The 17492-nt window shown below is 50.8% G+C and carries 18 protein-coding genes; 10 read left to right on the top strand and 8 right to left on the bottom strand.

What is annotated here, in order from left to right; all coding sequences use genetic code 11:
* Nucleotides 1-14 precede the first annotated feature (14 nt).
* The 3 genes from ACO0LL_RS07665 to ACO0LL_RS07655 all read left to right on the top strand — a co-directional run bounded on the left by ACO0LL_RS07665 (nucleotide 15) and on the right by ACO0LL_RS07655 (nucleotide 1695).
* Nucleotides 15-434: a VOC family protein gene (locus ACO0LL_RS07665; RefSeq protein WP_422950290.1), complete on the top strand. Its 420-nt coding sequence runs from the start codon at nucleotides 15-17 to the stop codon at nucleotides 432-434.
* Nucleotides 435-476: 42 nt separating this feature from the next.
* The gene (locus ACO0LL_RS07660) at nucleotides 477-1181 is read left to right on the top strand and encodes a DUF899 family protein (RefSeq protein WP_422950289.1); all 705 of its coding nucleotides are present in this window, start codon (nucleotides 477-479) and stop codon (nucleotides 1179-1181) included.
* Nucleotides 1182-1269: 88 nt separating this feature from the next.
* Entirely contained in the window at nucleotides 1270-1695 is a 426-nt protein-coding gene (locus ACO0LL_RS07655) for a YciI family protein (RefSeq protein ID WP_422950288.1), read from the top strand.
* 299 nt (nucleotides 1696-1994) lie between these two features.
* On the opposite strand, the gene ACO0LL_RS07650 is transcribed toward ACO0LL_RS07655, so the two are convergent.
* Nucleotides 1995-2231, bottom strand: coding sequence for a type II toxin-antitoxin system Phd/YefM family antitoxin (locus ACO0LL_RS07650; RefSeq protein WP_422950287.1), 237 nt, complete (start codon nucleotides 2229-2231; stop codon nucleotides 1995-1997).
* A gap of 477 nt (nucleotides 2232-2708) precedes the next feature.
* Here ACO0LL_RS07650 and pgm point away from each other — a divergent pair, with 477 nt between their 5' ends.
* The 4 genes from pgm to ACO0LL_RS07630 all read left to right on the top strand — a co-directional run bounded on the left by pgm (nucleotide 2709) and on the right by ACO0LL_RS07630 (nucleotide 6725).
* Entirely contained in the window at nucleotides 2709-4412 is a 1704-nt protein-coding gene (gene pgm / locus ACO0LL_RS07645; protein WP_422950286.1) for a phosphoglucomutase (alpha-D-glucose-1,6-bisphosphate-dependent), read from the top strand.
* Nucleotides 4413-5000: 588 nt separating this feature from the next.
* Nucleotides 5001-5345 carry a hypothetical protein gene (locus tag ACO0LL_RS07640; protein ID WP_422950285.1) on the top strand — a complete coding sequence of 115 codons (345 nt, stop codon included), beginning with the start codon at nucleotides 5001-5003 and terminating at the stop codon, nucleotides 5343-5345.
* Nucleotides 5346-5511: 166 nt separating this feature from the next.
* Nucleotides 5512-5940, top strand: a complete 429-nt coding sequence (locus ACO0LL_RS07635) for a hypothetical protein (protein ID WP_422950284.1) — start codon at nucleotides 5512-5514, stop codon at nucleotides 5938-5940.
* A gap of 26 nt (nucleotides 5941-5966) precedes the next feature.
* Nucleotides 5967-6725, top strand: coding sequence for a hypothetical protein (locus ACO0LL_RS07630; protein ID WP_422950283.1), 759 nt, complete (start codon nucleotides 5967-5969; stop codon nucleotides 6723-6725).
* Nucleotides 6726-6838: 113 nt separating this feature from the next.
* Here the strand turns inward: ACO0LL_RS07630 and ssb are convergent, their stop codons facing one another.
* Together ssb and ACO0LL_RS07620 are read right to left on the bottom strand one after the other, a co-directional pair.
* On the bottom strand, nucleotides 6839-7339 hold the full coding sequence (ssb, locus tag ACO0LL_RS07625) for a single-stranded DNA-binding protein (RefSeq protein WP_422950282.1): 501 nt from the start codon (nucleotides 7337-7339) through the stop codon (nucleotides 6839-6841).
* A 33-nt stretch (nucleotides 7340-7372) separates the two neighbouring features.
* Entirely contained in the window at nucleotides 7373-8557 is a 1185-nt protein-coding gene (locus ACO0LL_RS07620; RefSeq protein ID WP_422950359.1) for an MFS transporter, read from the bottom strand.
* A gap of 189 nt (nucleotides 8558-8746) precedes the next feature.
* Between ACO0LL_RS07620 and uvrA the strand changes: the two genes are divergently transcribed.
* The 3 genes from uvrA (at nucleotide 8747) to ACO0LL_RS07605 (ending at nucleotide 13536) form a co-directional block, all read left to right on the top strand.
* A complete protein-coding gene (uvrA, locus tag ACO0LL_RS07615; RefSeq protein WP_422950281.1) occupies nucleotides 8747-11686 on the top strand; it encodes an excinuclease ABC subunit UvrA in 2940 nt (979 codons plus the stop codon).
* 177 nt (nucleotides 11687-11863) lie between these two features.
* Nucleotides 11864-12436 (top strand): aminoacyl-tRNA hydrolase, encoded by a 573-nt coding sequence (gene pth / locus ACO0LL_RS07610; protein ID WP_162043524.1) that lies wholly within the window; start codon nucleotides 11864-11866, stop codon nucleotides 12434-12436.
* Nucleotides 12433-13536, top strand: coding sequence for a patatin-like phospholipase family protein (locus ACO0LL_RS07605; protein ID WP_422950280.1), 1104 nt, complete (start codon nucleotides 12433-12435; stop codon nucleotides 13534-13536). Before pth ends, ACO0LL_RS07605 begins: the two co-directional genes overlap by 4 nt.
* A gap of 11 nt (nucleotides 13537-13547) precedes the next feature.
* Here ACO0LL_RS07605 and ACO0LL_RS07600 read toward each other — a convergent pair whose 3' ends face one another.
* From ACO0LL_RS07600 to ACO0LL_RS07580, 5 genes are all read right to left on the bottom strand, one after another.
* Nucleotides 13548-14153 (bottom strand): ACP phosphodiesterase, encoded by a 606-nt coding sequence (locus ACO0LL_RS07600; RefSeq protein ID WP_422950279.1) that lies wholly within the window; start codon nucleotides 14151-14153, stop codon nucleotides 13548-13550.
* A 74-nt stretch (nucleotides 14154-14227) separates the two neighbouring features.
* Nucleotides 14228-14431: a hypothetical protein gene (locus ACO0LL_RS07595; protein WP_422950278.1), complete on the bottom strand. Its 204-nt coding sequence runs from the start codon at nucleotides 14429-14431 to the stop codon at nucleotides 14228-14230.
* Nucleotides 14431-14886 (bottom strand): hypothetical protein, encoded by a 456-nt coding sequence (locus ACO0LL_RS07590; RefSeq protein WP_422950277.1) that lies wholly within the window; start codon nucleotides 14884-14886, stop codon nucleotides 14431-14433. The genes ACO0LL_RS07595 and ACO0LL_RS07590 overlap by 1 nt, the downstream gene beginning before the upstream one ends.
* Before the next feature lie 19 nt (nucleotides 14887-14905).
* On the bottom strand, nucleotides 14906-15826 hold the full coding sequence (locus ACO0LL_RS07585; RefSeq protein WP_422950276.1) for an SPFH domain-containing protein: 921 nt from the start codon (nucleotides 15824-15826) through the stop codon (nucleotides 14906-14908).
* Nucleotides 15827-16017: 191 nt separating this feature from the next.
* On the bottom strand, nucleotides 16018-17388 hold the full coding sequence (locus tag ACO0LL_RS07580; RefSeq protein ID WP_422950275.1) for an MFS transporter: 1371 nt from the start codon (nucleotides 17386-17388) through the stop codon (nucleotides 16018-16020).
* Nucleotides 17389-17492: the final 104 nt, after the last annotated feature.

The raw sequence follows: 17492 nt of genomic DNA, 5'->3' as shown, positions 1-17492 counted from the left end.
CTGAAGAAAATACCATGCAAGTTGAAACTATCCTGGCCTTTGGTGGCCACAGCGAAGCAGCTATCAAATTTTATGAAAAGGCACTGGGTGCAGAAGTGCTCGTCATGATGCGCTGGAAAGACAGCCCTGATCCAGGCCTGCGCAAGGTATCGTCAGACCCTGACAAGATCATGCATGCATCATTTCGCATAGGCAACACGACACTGATGGCAAGCGATGGTATCGAGACCCTGGCTCACCCGGACATCAAGGGCGTTACCCTGAACCTGGAAGCCAAAGACGATGCCGAGGCGCAAAAATTATTTGCTGCACTCAGCGATGGTGGCAAGGTACAGATGCCTTTGGCAAAGGCCTTCTGGACATCCCTGTCTGGCATGGTCATTGACCGTTTTGGTGTGCCATGGATGATCAACGTGGCTGCGCAGGACAACTGATACCCCCAATATGCATAATATGCATGCTCAGGAGATTTTCACATGAGTACTACGCAACTCAAGTCAGCAATCGAATTGGCAAGCAAGAACACTGTGCATTTCCCTAACGAGAGCAAAGAATACAGGCTGGCCCGGAATGCTTTACTCGCTGAGGAAATCGAACTAAGGCGGCAAATAGAACGCGTGGCAGAACAGCGCCGCGCTTTACCAGCAGGTGGTGAAGTACCCAGGCAATATCACTTTGAAGGTGAAGATGGCCCTGCCGACTTCGCCAGCCTGTTTGGCAACAAGCAGACCCTGGCTGTTTACAGTTACATGTTTGGCCCGAAACGTGAACGGCCTTGCCCCATGTGCACCTCTTTACTGTCGGCCTGGGATGGCGAAGCAGCAGATGTTGCGCAACGCATCTCTTTGGTGGTCATCGCCCGTTCCCCCATTGCCCGCCTGATTGCCTTTAAAAAAGAACGTGGCTGGCAGCACCTGAGGCTGTATTCCGATGCCAGTGGCGACTACACCCGTGATTACGTCAGTGCAGACGATGCCGACATCCCGGCCTTTAATGTCTTTACGCGACGTGATGGCACGATACGACATTTCTGGAGTGGTGAAATGGGTGCAGACAGTGCCGACCCTGGCCAGGATCCACGTGGCGCACCCGACCTCATGCCACTCTGGACCATACTCGACAGCACGCCAGAAGGACGCGGCGCTGACTGGTATCCCAAGCTCAGCTACCCCAAGGAATAGGCTTCATTGCGCCCTGCGAGTAGTTACCCGTACTGTTACCTGTATTGTTACCCGCATTCATCCTCACTCACATAAATGGAGACAGAAAATGAAATGTCTGATCATGGTCAAAGCAACCAAAGATTCCGAGGCTGGCACGATGCCCAGCGAAGAGATGTTCAGGGAGATGGGTAAATTCAATGAAGAGTTGGTGAATGCCGGCATCATGCTTGCCGGAGATGGTCTGCAACCATCATCAAAAGGTGTGCGTGTACGCTTTTCTGGAAATGAACGCTCAGTTATTGAGGGGCCGTTTTCTGCCACCAGCGAACTGCTTGCAGGCTTCTGGATCTGGCAGGTAAAGTCACTTGACGAAGCAATTGCATGGGTAAAACGCTGCCCCAATCCCATGCTGTGCGAATCAGACATAGAGATCAGACAAATACAGGAAGCAGATGATCTTGGCGAAACATACACACCAGAGTTGCGCCAGCAAGACGAGCGATTACGCAAGCAGATTGAAGAAAAACATTAACACTGTGCACGGCAAATTTCTGATTTCTCTTTTTTAACAGGCCCTGATGTCAAAGCCTTTGCCTTGAAAACCCTGCCTTAGCTTAAGCATCATTTGAGAATGGTTGAGGAATTGCAAAGCAAGATAGTGCCTTAAAAATTCGCGACACTTTCAATACAGAGATTTCAATACTGAACTTGGCAAGCAAGCCATCAATTGCAAAATCAAAAGAAAATCAAAACGACACTAAGGTTTTGATTTTCTTAGGTTTTAATTTTCTTCCATCGCTGCAAGCAATTTACAGCAGGGCAAAGGACAGCTTACAGCTCGTCAGCAAAAGCTTTTGCTGGTTTGCGTGAAGACAGTTTCCCTAACCGTTCCAGACCATGGATGTCATGCAGTTTTTTATTCATCGTATCGTACTTTTCAGCAGATACGAGATAAGCCGCAGGAATCTCGTCGTCAAGTATCATGACAGGTTCAAGAATAGCTTCTCTCAACACTGCCTTTGCATGGCGACGCAGTTTTTTAATGTTGACTGAATGATCGGTATGCATGGTTTTTCCTGTTCACAAAAAAGGTAAAGCTAATAAAGAAATGATCGTCGTTCACCATGACGACTTACCTTGTCAGGTGAAGCAATAATAAAGTTAAAGCTGGCGATAGAAAGTCGGAAAATATGCGCTTGGCTTGTAGGCGAACATGCAGTTTTGAAAATGGAAGCAATTCAGAGTTTTTTCTTCTCATCATTTCTTCTGGAAAACATTTATAAATAGTCGCCCTCTTGCCGGGGCGATCGCTTACACGTTTCGGTAATAAGCACTTACCAGTGTCGCAGTGAGACCGATTTATCATGCTGATCAAAAGATAAATCTTGCGACTTACAGCCCCTCCCCCCTAAAAGGTGCAGTTAAACTGTGTAGTGCTGCAATTTCCAATGCTGTGACAACGCCACGGGCGTGCGCTTGCGCGATTATCCAAGTACACTGGATAAGCTGCTGCCAGGTATGCCTGTGATTATTTGAAAGAAGCTTATGAATATCAATCCGCTTGCAGGTCAACTGTCACCAGATTCTGCACTGGTCGATGTGAACCAGCTCATCGCCGCTTATTACCAACAAATCCCTGATGCACAAGTCACTGCGCAAAGAGTAGCATTTGGCACCTCTGGCCACCGTGGGTCCTCGTTCCAGACCAGCTTCAATGAACATCATGTTCTCGCCATCACCCAGGCGATTTGCGACTATCGTCAGCAACAGGGTATCAGCGGCCCCTTGTTCCTCGGTATTGATACCCATGCATTGTCAGAACCGGCACGCATCAGCGCGATAGAAGTGCTTGCGGCCAATGGCGTCAACGTCATGCTGTCCAGCGGTGACGAATATACGCCTACACCTGCTGTATCACTGGCTATCCTGATGTATAACCGCGGTCGCCGTGCTGCTACTGCTATTGCTAGTGGCATTGAGCAAAATACTGGACTGGCTGATGGCATCGTCATTACACCCTCTCACAATCCACCCGACAATGGCGGCTTTAAATACAATGCAGTCAATGGTGGCCCAGCAGATACCGCCACCACCGACTGGATAGGCAAGCGTGCCAATGAACTCATGGCAGCGAATTTGCAGGACGTAAAGCGCCTACCCTTTGAGAGGGCCATACATGCTGGCACGATGCACCGTTACGACTTCATGAATACCTATGTCAGCGAGCTTGAACAGATCATTGATCTTGCCGCGATACGCCAATCTGGCATACGCCTGGGCGTTGATCCGCTTGGCGGTGCCGGCGTGCATTACTGGGGCCGCATCGCCGAAAAATATCAGATAGACCTGACGGTAGTCAGTGATGTAGTTGATCCGACCTTTCGCTTCATGCCGCTGGACTGGGACGGCAAGATACGCATGGACCCCTCATCACCCTACGCCATGCGCCGCCTGCTGGACATACAGTCAGATTTTGATATCGCCTTCGCCTGCGACACCGACCATGATCGCCATGGCATCGTCACACCTGGCGCTGGCCTCATGACGCCAGACCACTATCTGGCCGTCGCCATCGACTACCTGTTCCAGCATCGCCCGGACTGGGGCAGCACGCCCGGCATAGGAAAAACCATCGTCAGCAGCCGCATGATAGAACATGTGAGCAAACGACTGGGGCGCAAACTATACGACATGCCCGTCGGCTTCAAATGGTTCGCCCCCGGCCTGTTTGATGGCAGCCTGGGTTTTGGCGGCGAAGAAAGCGCAGGCGCCAGCTTTGTACGCATGGACGGCAAAGCATGGACAACAGACAAGGACGGCATCGTCGCCGCCCTGCTGGCAGGAGAAATAAAAGCAAAAACTGGACGCGATCCCGGCCAGGTATATGAACAGCTTACGCAAGAATTTGGCAAGCCCGTCAGCATACGCGTAGAAGCCCCCGCCACGCCGGCACAGAAAAAAGCCCTGTCCAACCTGTCGCCGCAACAGATCACCAGCAAATTGCTGGCGGGCGACAACATCACCGACATCCTCACCACTGCCCCCGGCAACATGACCGCGATAGGCGGTGTGAAAGTCATCACCAACAACGGCTGGTTTGCCGCCCGCCCCTCAGGGACAGAGGAAATCTACAAGATCTATGCGGAGAGCTTTAAGGGTGAGGAGCATTTGCACGAGATCGTGGCGGAAGCGCAGGGCATTGTGGATGTGGCGTTATCAACAATAGATGGGAAGAGACAGCAGTCTTAAAGCTAGCTCCTTGAAAATTATCCATCTTATGCAGACGCTTCCGGTGCAGGCATCATGACGAAAATCAAGTTCAAATAATTCCATTGAAGACAAATTTGGTATAGAGAATCCAGATAGGGATGACTTTGAGTAGAGCCTGCTAAACGGTCGATTATCTGCTCTAAGTTGGGTGTTATGCAGCGAATGGAATGAGGCGCTGACACTGCGTTCAATGCTTAGAACAAGAAGGCTTTGACCTAGCCCCCCCATCTCCAGGGATAGTGCAGGCCATGAAAGCGGGCATGCCATCGAATCCAGTAGACATAATCTTCTTCAGTGCGTAAACTGAAGCACTTATCACGAATACAATTTTTACACAGTTGGGCAAGCTTGGATGTATGGAGCTGGATTCAGATATGACTTGCGGGATGTCCATGAAGGCTGCCTGACTTTTTCTGGTTATTATTAGTACTGAATATAAACACCGCATATTTCGTATGGCTTCACAGTTCAACAGTAATAAACGTATTGCGGACGAACCGCCACATTAGGCGGAATTTTTTCACCCTATTTAAAGTTATACAACATCATTCCAAGGAGACTCTAGCCGTGAGTGAATCAATCGAAAAGGTAAAGCGACCAACGTCTATTACAGTCATTTGTGTAATTGGTTTTTTGGGCGCACTAATCGCAGTACCACTCATTTTTTCTCCAATTGCCCAGCAAATTAGCCCTTGGTATCCACCATATTTAGGCTTTTCATCCTTCGTGGGATTGGTGTGCATGATTGGGCTATGGATGATGAAAAAATGGGCAGCTTATACCTACACAGGTTTTGTCGCTATCAATCAGATAGTCCTGCTTGCAATGGGGGTGTGGAATGTCATTGCCCTGATTATTCCGGCAATAGTCATTTTCTTTGCCCTTAAGCATGTCTCAAAAATGTCTGCATAACATGGCGCTCAACCTTGCTCTCTTCGGTCGCTGCACAATAACGTCGCGCAGCGTCGGCTAGCTCTACGTTAGGCCTCAAAGACGCACTCCGGTGATCGGAAGCGAAGAATGCCACCTATTAGACACCTCTTACCCATCGTGTAATTCAGCGTTAAAGCTTACTACCATGAAGAAACTGATCACTATCATGAGCTTACTTTCTGTATTCAACAGCGCTAAAGCGGTGGATTACTCTGAAGGTCAGCTTTGGGCATACAAGACTAGAGCAGGTGAAGAAAAATCGACCGTCTTGATCAATAAGATCGAAACGCACCAGAAGCTCGGAAAAATCTTTCACATCAGTGTCGATGGTGTCAGGGTTAAGAACAATCACATTCAGGGTGGTGCTTCTTCAGAACTACCCCATTTTCCAGTTTCTGAAGAAACGCTAAATAAGAGTCTTACCAAACTGCTCGGAAAGAGAAAACCAAATCAAAATTATATTGAAGGCTACAATACTTGGAAATCTGCATTCGATGCTGGCAAGGCCGGAATATTTACAATTTCAGTTTCTGAGATCGTCGGTTTTATTGAAGATGCTATTAACAAACAATAAAAATAGCTCTAGCATGACATTCGAAGATGAAGTGCGAATATGCGTTCCCATTCAACTTACTGATCGGCGCGTGCGCCTCTCAAATCGACGTCACGTATCCTATGTTTAGAAGATTACTCGCTGCCGTTGGTCTTAATTTTGCTGCTTCGGATGCAGCAGCTGGCGTTGCACATTCGCCCTACGCCGATGAGGCTATGAATACAATTTATAACTTACTTTTTTGCGACAACCCGGATGGGTTTAAAAGTAAGTCGGGCGACACACCCACGCGCTGGCAATCAATCTTATTTTCATCGCCTTCCGATTTCTCTGCACTCGAAGCCTTGGCCTCCGACACTTCGGCAGAAGGACGTGTTCGATTTTTGGCTTTCTCGCGTCTTCGCGAGCAAGGAAAAACTGTTCAGCCAAAGATTTTGCTAGGTGTGATTATCGAAGTGCCACTCACGGATGGCCTCGATACACTCGCCGCATTCTCGGAAGGTGGGGTGCGTTATATCAATCAGTCTGGCAAGCTTGTTGTCATCGAGGGCGTTGACAGCTTTTTACCAATGGTTAAGAAATTATTTTCTGTATCAGCCCCAGTGGTGTCACAGATAGAGCCATGGGATAAGCCGCGATTAGCGCCTCCAAAACAAGGAAATGTACGATTAACATTTTTGGTCTCTGACGGCCTTTATTTTGGCGAAGGGCCGATGTCCGTAATGCAACGTGAAGCAATGGCGGGTCCAATCATTAACCAGGCGACTGAGTTGCTTCAGGCTGTTGTTGCAACAGGCTTGAATTGAAAGTGCATAACATGACACTCGATTCGAAAACTCGCATTCCAAATGTAAAAAAATAAGATCCCATTTCTCCTATGAGAAATGGGATCTTATTTACAATGCTCAAAACCTACACGTTAAAACGGAATATCATCATCCATATCCGAGAAATTCGGTGCCGGGCGTGAGGCTGGGGCCTGGCGTTGTTGTGGGGCTGCCTGTGGTCGTGGGGCTGGAGCACCTCCACCGCCGCCACCGCCGTAGCCACCACCATCATCCATGCCTGCGCCGCCGCCCATGCCCTGACGGCTGCCCAGCATTTGCATGCTGTCGGCCTTGATGTCGGTTGCGTATTTTTCTACGCCGTCTTTGTCGGTGTATTTACGGGTGCGCAGGCTGCCTTCAACGTAGACTTGGGAACCTTTCTTCAAGTATTGACCGGCGATTTCTGCCAGTTTGCCGAAGAAGGTAATGCGGTGCCATTCTGTCTGTTCTTTCTTTTCACCGCTGGATTTGTCTTTCCAGCTATCGGTGGTTGCCACGGTGATGCTGGTCATTGCATCGCCTGATGGCATGTAACGGGTTTCCGGGTCTCTCCCAAGGTTGCCGACGATAATGACCTTGTTCACTGATGCCATGTAATTCTCCTAATTTTCCTGATACAAATTAATTTATGCCTTGACCGCAGGCACAGTTTTGCTGCGCTTGGGTATGTTGGGCATATTGATAGCGATTATAAGCCACACTGCTGTAAGCACAGAACTAACAACAAAAACTGATGAAGGGTTGAAACTTTGCTTGAGCCATCCCCCCAGCAAACCGCCGCAGAACAGGCCCAGGGCCTGCAGGGTGTTGTACACACCCAGTGCTGCACCTTTGGCGGCTGGCGGGGCGATACGCGATACCAGGGATGGCTGGCATGCCTCCAGGATATTGAAGGCAATAAAAAATGCAAACAGCAAGCCTACCAGCATGGCTGGAGATTGCAAGTATTGCCACAAGCCAAGCTCAACCGCCAGCAAGAGTGTGATTGCAGCAACAAAAACTTGTTTCATCTTGCCAAATTTCTCGCCGATGAAAATTGCTGGCAGCATGGCGATGAAAGAGGCGAACATCACAGGCAAATAAACTTTCCAGTGCGCAGCAACCGGCAGGTCGGCATATTGCACCAATGCCGCTGGCACCACGACGAACATGGCCATTTGCGTCAGGTGCAGGGCAAACACGCCGTAATTTAGGCGCATCAGTTCGGTATTCTTCAAGACCACGGACAGGGGTACGGGTTTATGGCGTATGGCGGGTGCTTCTGGCGTGATGAACAAGACAACGGCAATACCCACCAGTGACAAGACACCCGTCATGGCAAAGATGCCACTCATGCCTATGCTTTGATACAGCAAAGGTGCGGCCACCAGTGAAAATGCAAAGGTCAGGCCTATGGAACCCCCTACCATGGCCATGGCCTTGGTGCGGTGTTCTTCTCTGGTGGTATCGGCAATCAGGGCGGTGATGGCGGCGGAGATCGCGCCTGCACCCTGTATGCCACGACCGATGATGACACCAACTACCGTTGTTGCGGATGCGGCAACAAAAGCGCCGATAGCAAACAGCAACAAACCAATAACGATGATGCGCTTGCGGCCAAACTTGTCAGATGCTATCCCGAACGGGATTTGACCAAACGCCTGGCTCAGGCCATACATGCCCATGGCAAGGCCAACCAAACTGGCATTGTCACCATCAGGCAGGGTTTTGGCATGAATGGCAAATACCGGCAGGATGAGAAACAGACCCAGCATGCGCAGGGCAAAAATGGAAGCGAGGGAAGCACTGGAGCTGATTTCCTCGCGGCTCATGCCGGCAGGCTCTTGCTCACTCAGGGCGGATGCGTCGGAAGGTGTTGCAATAGTCATATTCAAAAAGCTCGTCTGGTCAATTTAGATTAGGCAAAGCAAAGACGAGCCCGCAGTGATTTTCAAAACCCGTTATAGTATCAGGTTGCACGCCTACTTCCTCCAATTCGGCCCAAATTCAGCACAGAGACTATGACGACACGCACAAAAGCAGCAAAAGCGCCCAAACCGGCAGAAATCGACTTTGATGCCAGTGATGTTCAATTGGCACAAAAACGTGAATTGATACGCGTACGCGGCGCCCGTACCCACAACCTGAAAAATATCAGCATAGATTTGCCGCGCAATAAGCTGGTGGTCATCACTGGCCTGTCTGGCTCGGGCAAGTCTTCACTGGCTTTTGATACCCTGTATGCAGAAGGCCAGCGCCGCTATGTAGAGTCTCTGTCAGCTTATGCGCGCCAGTTTTTGCAATTGATGGAAAAACCGGATGTGGACTTGATTGAGGGTCTGTCACCGGCCATCTCCATCGAGCAAAAAGCCACTTCGCATAATCCGCGTTCTACTGTTGGCACGGTCACAGAGATACATGATTACCTGCGTCTGCTATATGCACGCGTGGGTACGCCGTATTGCCCTGATCACCCGGAGAACCCGCTGGCTGCACAATCTGTCTCGCAAATGGTGGATGCCGTGCTGGCCATGCCTGACGATACCAAACTCATGATACTCGCGCCTGTGGTTGCCAACCGCAAGGGTGAACACATGGATTTGTTTGAGCAGATGCAGGCCCAGGGCTTTATACGTTTTCGCGTACAGAGTGGCACGCATGAAGCGAAGATTTATGAGGTCGATAATCTGCCCAAGCTGAAGAAGACCGAGAAGCATACGATAGATGTGGTCATAGACCGCGTCAAGGTCAAGGCCGACATCAAGCAGCGCCTGGCAGAATCTTTCGAGACTTGTTTGCGCCTGGCAAATGGCCGTGCCCTGATTGTGGATATGGACAGCAATCATGAGCAATTATTCTCGAACAAATTTGCCTGCCCTATCTGCGGTTATTCATTGCAAGAGCTGGAACCGCGCCTGTTCTCTTTCAATAATCCCATGGGGGCCTGCCCTGAATGTGATGGTCTGGGGCATATAGAATTTTTTGATCCCAAGCGTATCGTGGCATTCCCTAATTTGTCACTGGCCAGTGGTGCAGTCAAGGGCTGGGACAGGCGTAATCAGTTCTACTTCCAGATGCTGTCCAACCTGGCGGCATACTATGAATTTGATATTGATACGCCATATGAGCAATTGCCTGAGTCAGCACAGCAAATCATTTTGTATGGCTCAGGCAAACAGCAGATACCGTTTACCTATATCAATGAAAAAGGCCGTACCGTCATCAAGGAACACAGCTTTGAAGGCGTGGTCACGAATCTGCAACGCCGTTATCGCGAAACTGATTCCATGGCCGTCAAGGAAGAGCTGGCCAAGTTCATCAATGAAAAGCAATGCCCGTCTTGCGATGGCGCACGCCTGCGTATAGAAGCGCGTTATGTCAAGGTGGGTACAGGCAAGCAGGAGAAGGCGATTTACGATATCAGCGCCATGCCTTTGCGCGAAACCCTGCATTTCTTTGAACACCTGAAACTCACAGGTTCCAAGCGCGACATCGCTGACCGCATCATCAAGGAAATCACGGCGCGCCTGACTTTCCTGAATAACGTCGGTCTCGATTATCTGTCACTGGAACGTAGTGCCGATACTCTCTCTGGTGGCGAAGCCCAGCGCATACGCCTGGCATCGCAAATTGGTTCTGGCCTGACTGGTGTCATGTATGTACTGGATGAACCATCTATCGGCCTGCATCAGCGCGACAATGACAGGCTTATCGATACGCTCAAGCATTTGCGCGATATCGGCAATAGCGTGCTGGTGGTCGAGCATGATGAAGATGCGATACGCTGCGCCGACTTTGTGGTCGACATGGGTATAGGTGCTGGTGTACATGGTGGTGAAATTATCGCCCAGGGTACGCTGGCAGATATCATGGGCAACAAGCGTTCGCTGACTGCGCAATACCTGAGTGGCGCGCTGGAAATTGCCGTGCCGAAGAAACGTACGAAAGCAGACCCGGCCAAGCAATTGCTGATTGCCGGTGCGCGTGGTAATAACCTGAAAAAAGTCTCGATGAAATTGCCAGTGGGCTTGCTGACTTGCGTGACCGGTGTTTCTGGTTCAGGCAAATCGACGCTGGTGAATGATACGCTTTACCATGTCGCTGCGCGTCACCTGTATGGCTCACAAACTGAACCGGCAACGTTTGATCATGTCAGTGGTCTTGAGCATTTTGATAAAGTGATTTCTGTCGACCAGGCACCGATAGGTCGTACACCACGTTCCAACCCTGCCACTTATACTGGCCTGTTCACGCCTATCCGTGACCTGTTCGCGACTGTGCCAACAGCCAAGGAACGTGGCTATAGCGCAGGCCGTTTCTCTTTCAACGTCAAGGGCGGGCGCTGTGAAGCTTGCCAGGGCGATGGCGTCATCAAGGTAGAGATGCATTTCTTGCCTGACGTGTATGTGCCTTGCGATGTCTGCCACGGCAAGCGTTATAACCGCGAAACCCTGGAAGTACATTACAAGGGCAAGAACATCAATGAAGTGCTGGGCATGACGGTGGAAGATGCATTTGAATTCTTCAAGGTTGTCCCTATCATTGCACGCAAATTGCAAACCCTGCTGGACGTGGGCCTGGGTTATATACGCCTGGGGCAAAGTGCCACTACCCTGTCAGGTGGCGAGGCGCAGCGCGTCAAGCTGTCGCTGGAATTATCCAAGCGCGATACCGGCCGCACGCTGTACATCCTGGATGAGCCAACCACTGGCTTGCACTTCCATGATATCGCCCTGCTGTTGAAGGTCATACACAGGTTGCGTGACCAGGGTAATACGGTAGTCATCATCGAGCATAATCTGGATGTCATCAAAACGGCTGACTGGCTGATTGATCTTGGCCCTGAAGGTGGTGCTGGTGGCGGCAAGATTATTGCTACAGGTACGCCAGAAGAAGTGGCGGCCAATCCTGAGAGTGTGACGGGCAAGTATCTGGCACCACTGCTGAAGAAATCAAAATAAACGAATGAACTGATTTGAGGCGCTGTTCCTGCAAAGGAAATAGCGCCTTTTTCTATTTGTGTTGCGAAGGGTAACGTCCAAGTGCTCATTTTAATGACGACACTTTAGGCTTGGTTATAATAGCCCTCAATCCGCAGCACATCAGTTCTGCAATAACTACAAGATACCTGCTTAGCAATGACAATACGCCTGATCGTTGGCCTGGGTAACCCCGGCCCTGAATATGAACAAACCCGTCACAATGCCGGTTTCTGGCTGGTAGATCAATTACCAGCCAGCCTGCAAAGGGACAAGAATTTCAATGCCCTGGTCGGCAAGACGCGCATCGCCAACCAGGAAGTGTGGCTGCTCGAGCCACAGACCTTTATGAACCGCTCGGGGCAATCGGTAGGCGCGATCTGCCGCTTCTACAAGATCACGCCTGACCAGGTGCTGGTCGTGCATGATGAGCTTGATATCATGCCTGGCATTGCCAAGCTCAAACTTGGTGGTTCATCTGGCGGGCACAATGGCCTCAAGGATATTACTGCGGCCCTGGGCACTCAGGATTACTGGCGTTTGCGCATAGGCATAGGCCACCCGCGCAGCCTGAATTTAACCCAGGGCGTGGCGGACTTTGTCCTGCACAGGCCACGCAAGGAAGAACAGGGACCGATAGACGAAGCGATCGCCAATAGCCTGGCTGTGCTACCCTTGCTGGTTGAAGGCAAATTCCCTGAAGCGATGATGCAACTCCATACAACAAAATGAGTTCAGCAATACAAATCCATGCTGGCCGCAAAGCCTACGCTCACTTGCGTGAGCACGGCTTGCGCGCGCAGGATGTGGCCATCATCCCGGCGGCAGCGGGTGGCCCCAAGGGTTTGATATTGCAGGCTCTGGATCAATGGATATTTGGTGAATGGCTGCCAACTGCACCGCGTGAACGCACATTGATCGGTGCATCTATCGGTGCCTGGCGCATGGCAGCGGCCAGCCATACTGACCCGGTGGCAGCTTTCCAGCGTCTCGGTGATTTGTATTGCGAGCAGCGTTACCCTGAAAAACCTTCTGCGCAATATGTAACGCGCGAAATCCAGAATCTCTTGCATGACTTTATTGGCGGTCATGAGGCAGAGGTTGTTAACCAGCCTTTGCATAGATTGCATTTGCTGGCAGTGCGGGGGCGCGGCTTGCTGACAGCACCGCAATCGGTGAGCAAGGCCAAGGCTGGTTTTGTGGCGGCGACCTTTGCCAATCTGGCGTCGCGCTCACGCCTGGCAAGGCATATGGACCGCGTGATTGTTGGCGATACCCGTGACCCGCTGTTCTGGCTGAAGGCGAAATTTGATGGGTTTGATACCCACTTTTGCCCGCTGAAAACGGACAACCTCGGCTGGTCGCTGCTGGCCTCCGGCACCCTGCCGCTGATCATGGAACCGGTCTCGCATATCCCGCATGCACCGGTGGGCACTTACTGGGATGGCGGTATCATCGATTACCACCTGGCCCTGCCCTATTCACGTGTGGCAGGCAGCAAGGATGGTGACCTGGTGCTCTATCCACACTTTACCGATCACATCGTGCCCGGCTGGCTGGACAAGCCCATACCCTGGCGCAGGGCTGGCACAGGCGTTAACCGTCAATGGCTGGATAATGTGATCATGGTGTCACCATCACCTTCTTTCCTGAAGACGCTGACACGCGGCAAGCTGCCGGATAGAAAAGATTTTTTTTACTACGGGTTGAATCACGATTTCCGCATCCAGAACTGGAAGCTGGCGATCAGCGAAAGCGGGCGCATGCGTGATGATTTTGCGGCGTTTGTAGAAAAACCAAATCTTGATCTGGTACAGGCTCTGAATTTTTAATTTTTTTATTTTTAAGCTGGTAAAGATAATTTTTGCTCGCGCTGCTCAGCCACATATTGAACAAGTTCAGGAAAAAACTCTAGAAAGCCTTTGCTCAATACATCGTAATTGCTCAGCAAATCCCCCAGGCCCGCACGCAACAAATCTCCATTCTTTGACAATCTTTGCGAAGTGCGTTCGACAGCAATTCTGACGCCATCAAATTCATGATAAGAACCCAGCCAATCCTGGCTCAGCATGCGCGGCAAGGCTGCCTGCAGATTATCAGGCAAGACTATTTTTGATTGTGCTTGCAGGGCACTGTAAAAACGCTGTATCAATTCCTGGCGTGGAGCCGGGCTGCCTTGCGGCCAATGCTGGCTCAGCACATGGTCATAAAAAATATCCAGCAAAATGCCCGCATAACGGCGGTGCTGGTCCTGGAACAAGGCTTTGGCCTGCAAGACGATGGGATGGCTGTCGGTATAGCTATCGACTTGCCTGTGGATTTGTATATCAGCCTGGATTTCAGGATGATAGAGCGCGGTGTCCTTAAGTTTGACAAAGTCACCGAGCAAGGCTCCCAGCATGGCTTTATCGCTATGCTGGGCCAGGTAGATGTGGGCGAGGTAATTCATACGTAAAACAAGTATAGCGGGCTTTGCATTTGCCTGCTGCGATGCTCGAATTTCCTTTCCCTTATTCTTTCGCTTTACTCTTCTGCCTGACTGTCATCTTTTTCAGCCATTGCTTTACTTGTGGGTACATGCCGCCCTTGCTGTTTTAGTGCCTGCCTGAGCAAATACTCAACCTGGGCATTGGCACTGCGCAGCTCTTGTGCCGCCATGCGTTCGATCTCGTTCCACAACAAGGGATCGATACGCAGGGGGAAGGATTTTTTTCCTCGGCTGGCCATTAGCTGGCATTCAATCGTGGAGTGATATAACTGAGCAGGCGCTGCGGGTCTTGAGTGCCCAGGCGCAGTGCCTTGCCATTACGCAAAACCACCAGTATGGCGGTATTGCCAGTGGCGTTATATAACATGCCCTTGCTTGTGAATCTGATGCCATAACCTTCCATCATGCTTGTGGTGGTGGCTTCTACATAAGCAATATCCGACAGGGCAATTTTCCAGGAAGGAAAACCAATCAGACCAAAATGCCAACGTAGATAACTTGCATCAACGCTTACGGTTAAAGCACCGAGTAAAACCAGTAACAGCAGGCTCACCAGCGGTAAAGCCAGTTTGATGCCGGGCATTCCTGGCCCCAGGTATATCATTTGCACCGCGAGTAAGAGCACGGTACTGACAGGCAGGATAATCCACAACAACTTCATCCACTGTTTTTCCACATAGACTGGATGTTCCATTTTCTTATCTCGCTACAAATTAATTGTATAAAGTGCCGGTATTGATGACGGGCTGGGTCTCTTTATCCGAGCACAGCACCACCAGCAGATTACTGACCATGGCCGCCTTTCTTTCATCATCGAGCTCGCATATCTTGCGCTCTGACAGACCTTGCAAAGCAGCTTCCACCATGCTGACTGCACCGTGCACGATTTTTTTACGGGCGCTGATGATGGCTTCTGCCTGCTGGCGGCGCAACATGACCTGGGCAATTTCTGCGGCATAGGCCAGGTGCGTGAGCTTGGCGTCTTCTACATCAATGCCGGCTGCGGTAAAGCGCTTGTGCAATTCGTCACGCATGGCACCGGCGACGACATCCATGCCTGCCCGCAATGTGGTTTCGCCTTCAGCCAGGTCTTCACCATCGTCATAGGCATACTGGGTTGCCAGGTGGCGTATCGCCGCTTCAGACTGGATATTCACAAACCGTTCAAAATCATCGACATTGTAAATCGCCAGTGCCGTATCCTGCACGCGCCAAATAATAGCCGCACCAATTTCCACAGGATTGCCGCGCTTGTCATTCACCTTCAGTGGCGCAGTGTTCAAGGTGCGGGCACGCAGGCTGAGCTTGCGTTTGGAATAAAAGGGATTGACCCAGCGCAGGCCTTCACTGCGGTCTGTGCCCTTGTATTGGCCAAACAAGGACAGCAAGGCTGCCTCATTCGGTTGCAGCATGTACAGGCCGGTGAGGATGAAAATACCCAGCACTACGGCAGCCAGCCGCATCAACACACCAGCCAGGCTGGGCTGCCCTGCACCAACCAGGTCAATAAAACTATAGGCACCGCCTGCGACAAACAGCAGGCCGACAATGATCATGAAATAACCGTCCAGCGACGCAAGTGAACGTTCTTGTATTAATTTTTTACCAGTCGCCGACACTGAGGTAGTACTCATACTTTCTCCTGATAGATGGCACTTTGAAATCAAAGTGATATCACTTTAGTGCGCAGGTATGGAATTGTCAAGAACGGATTGAAAATGAACCTGGCAACATGAAACCTGCACAAAATGCAAAAAAGGCTATTCATTCCGAATAGCCTTTCCAGCTTGGTAAAAATTGACAGGAACAGTCTCAGTATTGAAGCTCAGGACAAAGGAAACAAGTTTTTCACGCGATTACCAGCAAGTTGCCTGCTCGCCGCCAGCACTGACAGGCAAGTCCTGGGCTTGCAAGAGACGGTGGCAGGCTGTATTGCAGGCTCTGTTGCAGGTTGTGTTGAAGGCTCTGTTGTCGGCTGTGGTGCAGACTCTGCAGCCGCCTCGCTCTCAGCACTATGCTCTTCAACCGGCTTGCTGCGGGTACCGGCAAAATACATCAACACGCCCAGCATGGCCGCCGAGATCAAGACCCAGAACATGACATCGCTATGGAAATGCGCGAGCAGGTAACCGCAAATCACAGGATTGAGGGCCGCGCCAAACATGGCCAGGCTCTGCGCCCCGTAATAACTGCCGCGCTTGTCGGCGGGGGCGATCATGTCGATGAACATGTATTCACAGGGAATGACGATGACCTCGCCCATGGTAAAGACCAGAGTTGCCAGCACCCAGCTCATGGCACTGCCAGCATGCATAAAACCCAGCAAACCCACGGCATACAGAGTAGCACCGAGGCTGACCCAGCGGAACAGGTATTTTTGTTGCATGAGCTTACCTACCGGATATTGCAGAGCCACCACAGTCACCGCATTGGTGATGAGGATAAATGGCAGCAATTGCGCGGTCGCCTGCGTGCCCTGGCTGACCATCAGGTATTGCGACAGATAACCCGAGACAAAGCGGCCAAACACAAAGGACGTGAGTACACTGCCCATGGAGAACAGGATGAGGCGGCGGTCACTTCTCAGCACGCGCATGGTTGCCCTGAAACCGGCAGGGCTGGATCTGCTTGCTTCCCCTGTATTGAGTGCCACAGCAGGTTTGCCCAGCACTTGTGAAGCCAGCAGCGAAAATGCAGCCGCCATCCACAAGGGTCCGGACACCTTGATGGCAAACAGCCATGCACCCAGCACTGGCCCCAGGGCAAACGCCACATTGATCAGGGTGTAGTTCAGGGAAAATGCCTTTGGTCTTTGATCAGGCGGCAACAGATCAGCCAGCGTGGCTTTCAGGGAAATACCACGCAAGGTCAGTGCTGACTCTATGCACATCAGGGCGAACAGCGCTGTCCATGCATTCGGTACTATCGTCAGCATGGCCGTGCTGACAGCGACGACGATGCCTGCCAGTTTCATCAACAAATTCTTGCTGAGCCGGTCTGCCAGATAACCGGCATACAAGCTGAACAAGGTTGAAGAAAAAATACTCCCACCCAGGACCCAGCCTATGGTTTGCTGGTTAATACCGAGGTGTTCATAGAGGTACAAGGCCATGAAAGGCAGGGCAACTGCACGCCCCATGACAAACACAAAAGAACTGAATAAAAGCCGGATTACGGCGGCGGGAAAGCGGGTCATCATCTTCCTTTTCTGTGCATACCAAAGCAAGCGGGTGCTGATGTTTGACAGTATGGTAAAAAAAGCAGAAAGGAAAAATGGATATAATAATAAAAAATTTTTCC

It is taken from the genome of Undibacterium sp. TC4M20W (assembly GCF_049340245.1).
GTDB lineage: Bacteria > Pseudomonadota > Gammaproteobacteria > Burkholderiales > Burkholderiaceae_D > Undibacterium.
The sequence above is the reverse complement of the archived record's forward strand: the minus strand, read 5'-3'. Positions and strand labels throughout refer to the sequence as shown.